Here is a 6,123-nt window from a genome sequence, read left to right on the forward strand (position 1 = left end):
AGTGCCTGCCACCGCCAACGGTGCAAAACAGCTCGTTTCTTTTACACCGCGCACGATTAAAGAACCCGGCTACATGTATGTATACTTAAGCTATGAGGGAGATGGTACAAATTGGGTATATTTCGATGATTTGAAAATAACGCATACCAAAAGCAACGTGGTGCAGTATAATGAATACTATCCTTTAGGTCTGCAAGCCTCAACGAGCTGGACACGGGAGAACAGCAGCAATAACTCCCTGTATAACGAAGGTTCAGAGCTCAATCAAACTACCGGATGGTATGAAACAGCATTCAGAAATTATGATGCTGCCTTGGGGCGCTTAACATCCATTGATCCCATGGCAACCAAGTATGCATCTTTCAGTGGTTATCATTACGCCTATAACAACCCGGTAATGAGTAACGACCCCAGTGGAGCAGACGCGGAAAGTGATGCACAAACACAATTCAACTACATGTTGGAAATGGAGAAACTGCAGCGAGAGTTGGAAGACAAACAACTGGCGGATTTCTTAGCGAATAACCCAGGTTATGACGGACCACGTGATCTAGGTCTGGTTGCCCAATATTATGGCATGCAGGCAGAAGCAGCCCAACAGAAAGAAGCCGCCCTTCTCGCTGCTGCGCAACGTGGAGACATGAATGCTGTGCGAGAGTATGCTGCCATGCATGGAGGTCTGACTGTTTATAAGGGGAATGCAGCACAAGCAATGTTTACTCTATTATCTGCAATGGAGGCAGCAAAAATTGGGCGAAGGGTGCTAGGAGCTCCTACGCCATCAGGGGGAGCACAACCGGGGGCACAGCAAAGAAGTGTGAATGTTATATTAAATTTTAGTAATGAATCCTATTTATTAAGGCCAAATTCAGCTTGGTTATATCGATCTGTTTGTGACATGGATGAAGCAAACACGTATTTACAATCACTAACATCGGCGGGAAAAACGATTGGAAATCTGGTCATAGTTGGGCATGCTAATATCGAACATATTTCTCTAGGTGAGAATGGAGCAGGATATATAGCTTCCGATTTTGATGGAAATATTACGACACCTGGAACTCTAGCTAAATTTAATAAGATGATTGCTAATGTATCAGCCGGCGGCAATCTAGTAATTATTGGATGCAATGCAGATACACGCTTAGGTCCAGCGCTTCAAAGCAATGTTCGGTGCGATATCAATATTTTTATGAATTCTGGTTTATGTAAACTTCAACGCTATCTATCTGACACTGGAATTTCTTTTGGCCATAATTTTGTTTTAAGTGGAGAGTACAGAAATATTACTAAAGATCCGGATGGCCTAAGTCCATACAAATATATATCAGTGAACGCGAATGGAACTGTTACCGCCATAAAATAAACATTATGAAAAACATCTTCATTTTATCTTTGTTATGTTATGCTTTTACTATAGTTTCCTGTTTTGCACAACAGTGCGGCCAGTCATTGGGACAGTTTTTCGATGAGCTAAAAACTATTACCGAAAGGTCCTATAAAGAACCCCCCTACAAACTTAGCTACGAGGAGTATAGCAGTTTTGACTTTATCACCTTTAAGCCTATTGATGACAAGATATCTGATACTTTACAGTATGTTCAAGTTGGATACGATCTTAAAAAGAATGTAAAAGAACTCATATTCCATAGTTTGAATGAGGTCTATTCTTTGTTAATTTATGATTTTACAGATCATAGAATTCTTCTGTTAAAACGTAAAGATGCTTTTGGAGAATGGATGTTCACACCAACAGCAATACGCACGTCAAAAGATGGAAACTATATGATAAATGTTCATTCCCTGTTTGATGGTGATTATAATTACTACAAGCTATTTAAATATTTCCCAATTACGACCTTCGAAAAGATATCTTGCTTGATGGATTTGCGTGAGGATCTTTACCCAAAAAGGTTTGTGAAGTTTTCGAATGGAAAGATCGTCACATATTCCGGACTGGGATATGAATTCGAGAAGTCTTGTAAACTGGAATTTGAGGGTGTTTATTTCTTTATAGATCCAGAGCATCACAATTTTAATTTGACCATAGACAGAAATTCTTGTATGAAAGAAATTATGGAAAGATCTATTGAACTCACGATTAAATCGAACCTCAGAATTTTTACAAGTCCCGATATTTTTAAAGAGACCATCGCTCCTATATGGATTTTCTGTGGAGATCATAGTTATATTTTAAAAAATAAACAAAACTGAGTCATAACAAGTGCAGTGAAGAGGGCAAGTGATTATGAAGGCGATGGAACAAATTGGGTATATTTTGATTTGAAAATAACCACACCAAAAGCAACGTGGTGCAGTATAATGAATACTCTCCGTTAGGCTTGCAGGCCTCAACAAGCTGGACGCGAGAGAACAGCAGCAATAACTTCCTGTACAACGAAGGCTCGGAACTTAATCAAACTACCGGATGGTATGAAACGGCATTCAGAAATTATGATGCTGCCTTGGGGCGCTTAACATCCATTGATCCCATGGCATCTAAGTATGCATCTTTCAGTGGTTATCATTATGCCTACAACAACCCGGTAATGAGTAACGACCCTAGTGGAGCAGACGCGGAAAGTGACGCACAAACACAAGCACAAACACAATTCAACTACATGTTGGAAATGGAGAAACTGCAGCGAGAGTTGGAAGACAAACAATGGGCGGATTTCTTAGCGAGTAACCCAGGTTATGACGGACCACGTGATCTAGGTCTGGTTGCCCAATACTATGGCATGCAGGCAGAAGCAGCCCAACAGAAAGAAGCCGCCCTTCTCGCTGCTGCGCAACGTGGAGACATGAATGCTGTGCGAGAGTATGCTGCCATGCATGGAGGTCTGATTCGTTATGAAGGCGCAGCAGCCAAAACGTTTTTTACTAGGCTATATGCAATGGAAGAAGCAAGAGTTGCTCAGCAAGGAGGTGCTCAGCAAAGAGGGCCATATGGCGGTCTGACTACTGATTTTAATGCATTGAAGCAATATTTAGCTATTGTTGCAGGTGAATCAAGTAATAATATGAATGAAGCTGCTGCGATCGGAAGTGTGATATTAAACAGACTAGTTCGTAAGGGTACAAACCTAAAAGGTAATTTTATTGATAAAATTGGTGGAAAAGGTCAATTCGATGCCATTGATGGTTCAATCTATAATGAGATAATGAGTTTGAGTGAGAGCGATATTCGATATCTTATTAAGAATGCATGGTCTCTTAAAGGAAAGTATTCGCAAAGAATAATTGGTGCAATGGCACCACTTTTGATTAACGTTGATTATTCAAATGGAGCGTATTTTTGGAATGCGACTTCTCAAGGCTTTAAAAGAAAAATGGGACCTAATTTTGATGCCTACTGTAGCGGTATCTATGAAAGCACTGGTATCATTGGGGATACATCATTTTTTAGATACTACGATCAAACGAAAAAATGGCCATGAAAAATATTCTAATATTTATTGTCGCTCTGATATCATTGAATGTTTTTGGGCAAGACATTAAAGAAAAGTACACTCTACATGATTTAGATAATGGTACGTCTTACGCGATATCGATAAAACAAGATATTATAAATGAAAATGCCACGATAATTTTACAGAATGACAGTATTAAAATTTTCAAGGTTTTAGATATTAGAAATGTTAAAATTCATTCTGAAAAATTTCTGGAAATAGAGTTCAGAGTTCGTGGTGGATCAGGAATTAAAGTAAGGAGGTCGATATTGCTTTGTATTTCGCATAACAAAATTCATAAAGCTCTTGACATAATCTCAGAATTCACAGTAACGATTAATCAAGTTTACGATAAAGTTGCAGATAGTCTTAAGCTGTTCGATGAGAAGGAATATTATCATGTTTCATTGTCGATCAATTCTGTTGGAGAAAAAGCTTATCAAGCAGTGCTCTTCGAAGAAATCGATGTTGTTTCAAAGTATAACCCTTCACAAAACATGTCACATAATGATCGATATAAGTTGCAGTTTGATCCGAGTGGGTACTTTTTTTTCAACTCAGAGAAACTGCTTAATAAAAGTTATAAGATATACTCAAATAAGGATGGAAGGATGGTGACAAAATTTCTTAATGAAGAAGTACCATGTACACAACTTTATAGGAACCTATATTTATACATTGACAATGAATGGTATCTGGATAACGGTGATGATGAGTTGACTTGCCTATAAGAACTATTTGAAAGTTTGCATGCTCTACAAAGATGCCAATAATTCTATGATGCAGCCGGTACCAAGCTTACCATGAAACGTGGTGCAGTATAATGAATACTATCCTTTAGGTCTGCAAGCCTCAACGAGCTGGACGCGTGAGAACAGCAGCAATAACTTCCTGTATAACGAAGGCTCGGAGCTCAATCAAACTACCGGTTGGTATGAAACAGCATTCAGAAATTATGATGCTGCGTTAGGGCGCTTAACATCCATTGATCCCATGGCATCTAAGTATGCATCTTTCAGTGGTTATCATTATGCCTACAACAACCCGGTAATGAGCAATGACCCTAGTGGAGCAGACGCGGAAAGTGACGCACAAATACAAGCACAAACACAATTCAACTACATGATGCAGATGGAGAAACTGCAGCGAGAGTTGGAAGACAAACAATGGGCGGATTTCTTAGCGAGTAACCCAGGTTATGACGGACCACGTGATCTAGGTCTGGTTGCCCAATATTATGGTATGCAGGCAGAAGCAGCCCAACAGAAAGAAGCTGCCCTTCTCGCTGCTGCGCGAAGTGGAGATATAAATGCCGTTCGGCAGTATGCTGCCATGCATGGAGGTCTGACTGTTTATAAGGGGAATGCAGCACAAGCAATGTTTACTCTATTATCTGCAATGGAGGCAGCAAAAGTTGGGCGAAGGGTGCCAGGAGCTCCTACACCATCAGGGGGAGTTCAGCAAGTGGGACCAAAAATTACGATTATAGAATTCGGTCCCGACCATACTGATACTGATAATCTAAGTATCAAAATAAAACTTGGGTTTAACGATCCTGACAAACAATTTTCAGAGTATGGGTGGATTCAGACCGTTCGAACTAATTCAAACCAGAATTTTCCTGGCAAACCACTTCGCGACAACGAACCGTTTAACGATACCCCAGGTGATAATACGCCTTACTATCCGATCGCGGAGTATAACACTGGCGGTTTCAATACTATCATGGCTGACTACACTGGTAGAGGTAAAAATTCAACCTACGTTATCTGGCGTGCGGAAGTGACTATTGGTGGAATAAGGGACGGGGTATTTGTGCCACTCGGCACAATGACTTATGGTTACGATATTTTTGACGGAAAACTTGATATTATTTACCCGCGCGTAACACAGCCTACGCCTTGGCATATAGATTCATTTACAAATAAATCAAAATGGTAAGATTAATTTTCATAGCATTTTTGCTGTTAAACACTTTTTGCGAAGCGCAATTTTATAGTAAGATTACAATAGATCATATTAGGATTGATCATGTAGGGCCCGGTGACGCTATGCTTGAACCAATAATCATAACAACCGAAAAATTGGAATTACCATTTCCAGAAAGGCCAATCCAAGTTGACAAACATATTTTTGAATGCCTGGTTGAATATCTAAAACATGCCAAACTGCTTCCCAAACGAGAAATTAATGAATTTGGTGTGTTCAAGGTTACCGAGCGTATTGGCACAAAGACCGAGATTTATTTTACAGGCACGCAAAAGAAATCTGTTGACTTCCTTAAGGGGTTTAAAAAATTGTTGAAAGATGTAAGAGCTCCGGATGAATTAATAAAGAAAACCGAAAGAGTTTTAAAAAGAATAGATTATTTACACTGATTGCCTCGGTAGCAAGCCTGGTTACAACCGGTATGGCGACAGCAGAAGCAAGTGCGGCAACTTCCGGTATAAACACCGCCTATACATCCTTTGGCGGTCCGGCCAACCAGAGCGATGCTGCCCCCAGTGCTTACCTGAACTATATCTTACTAGATAAGAATTATAAACTGCTGGATATGGGCTGGCAGGCAGTGCCCACCACCGCCAACGGAGCAAAACAGCTCGTTTCTTTTACACCGCGCACGATTAAAGAACCCGGCTACATGTATGTATACTTAAGCTATGAGGGAGAT

Annotated in this window: 7 protein-coding genes; all 7 read left to right on the top strand. The window is 40.1% G+C overall.

The annotated features are described in order from the left end of the window. The coding region (locus VIN08_RS16685) for an RHS repeat-associated core domain-containing protein (RefSeq protein ID WP_331967331.1) at window positions 1-1,366 on the top strand (1,366 nt) is incomplete at its 5' end. 5 nt (window positions 1,367-1,371) lie between these two features. Continuing rightward, a complete protein-coding gene (locus VIN08_RS16690; RefSeq protein ID WP_331967333.1) occupies window positions 1,372-2,214 on the top strand; it encodes a hypothetical protein in 843 nt (280 codons plus the stop codon). A gap of 95 nt (window positions 2,215-2,309) precedes the next feature. Beyond that, window positions 2,310-3,440: an RHS repeat-associated core domain-containing protein gene (locus VIN08_RS16695; RefSeq protein ID WP_331967335.1), complete on the top strand. Its 1,131-nt coding sequence runs from the start codon at window positions 2,310-2,312 to the stop codon at window positions 3,438-3,440. Then, a complete protein-coding gene (locus VIN08_RS16700) occupies window positions 3,437-4,183 on the top strand; it encodes a hypothetical protein (RefSeq protein ID WP_331967336.1) in 747 nt (248 codons plus the stop codon). The genes VIN08_RS16695 and VIN08_RS16700 overlap by 4 nt, the downstream gene beginning before the upstream one ends. Before the next feature lie 79 nt (window positions 4,184-4,262). After that, window positions 4,263-5,393: an RHS repeat-associated core domain-containing protein gene (locus VIN08_RS16705; protein WP_331967338.1), complete on the top strand. Its 1,131-nt coding sequence runs from the start codon at window positions 4,263-4,265 to the stop codon at window positions 5,391-5,393. Then, the gene (locus VIN08_RS16710; protein WP_331967340.1) at window positions 5,387-5,830 is read left to right on the top strand and encodes a hypothetical protein; all 444 of its coding nucleotides are present in this window, start codon (window positions 5,387-5,389) and stop codon (window positions 5,828-5,830) included. Before VIN08_RS16705 ends, VIN08_RS16710 begins: the two co-directional genes overlap by 7 nt. Before the next feature lie 32 nt (window positions 5,831-5,862). After that, the coding region (locus VIN08_RS16715) for a hypothetical protein (protein ID WP_331967342.1) at window positions 5,863-6,123 on the top strand (261 nt) is incomplete at its 3' end.

It is taken from the genome of Ohtaekwangia sp. (genome assembly GCF_036568665.1).
Lineage (GTDB): Bacteria > Bacteroidota > Bacteroidia > Cytophagales > Cyclobacteriaceae > Ohtaekwangia.

Bases quoted from the DNA above. Each gene is read 5' to 3' on its own strand.
- VIN08_RS16690 (WP_331967333.1), top strand. From the start codon at position 1,372: ATGAAAAACATCTTCATTTTATCTTTGTTATGTTATGCTTTTACTATA.
- VIN08_RS16700 (WP_331967336.1), top strand. From the start codon at position 3,437: ATGAAAAATATTCTAATATTTATTGTCGCTCTGATATCATTGAATGTT.
- VIN08_RS16710 (WP_331967340.1), top strand. From the start codon at position 5,387: ATGGTAAGATTAATTTTCATAGCATTTTTGCTGTTAAACACTTTTTGC.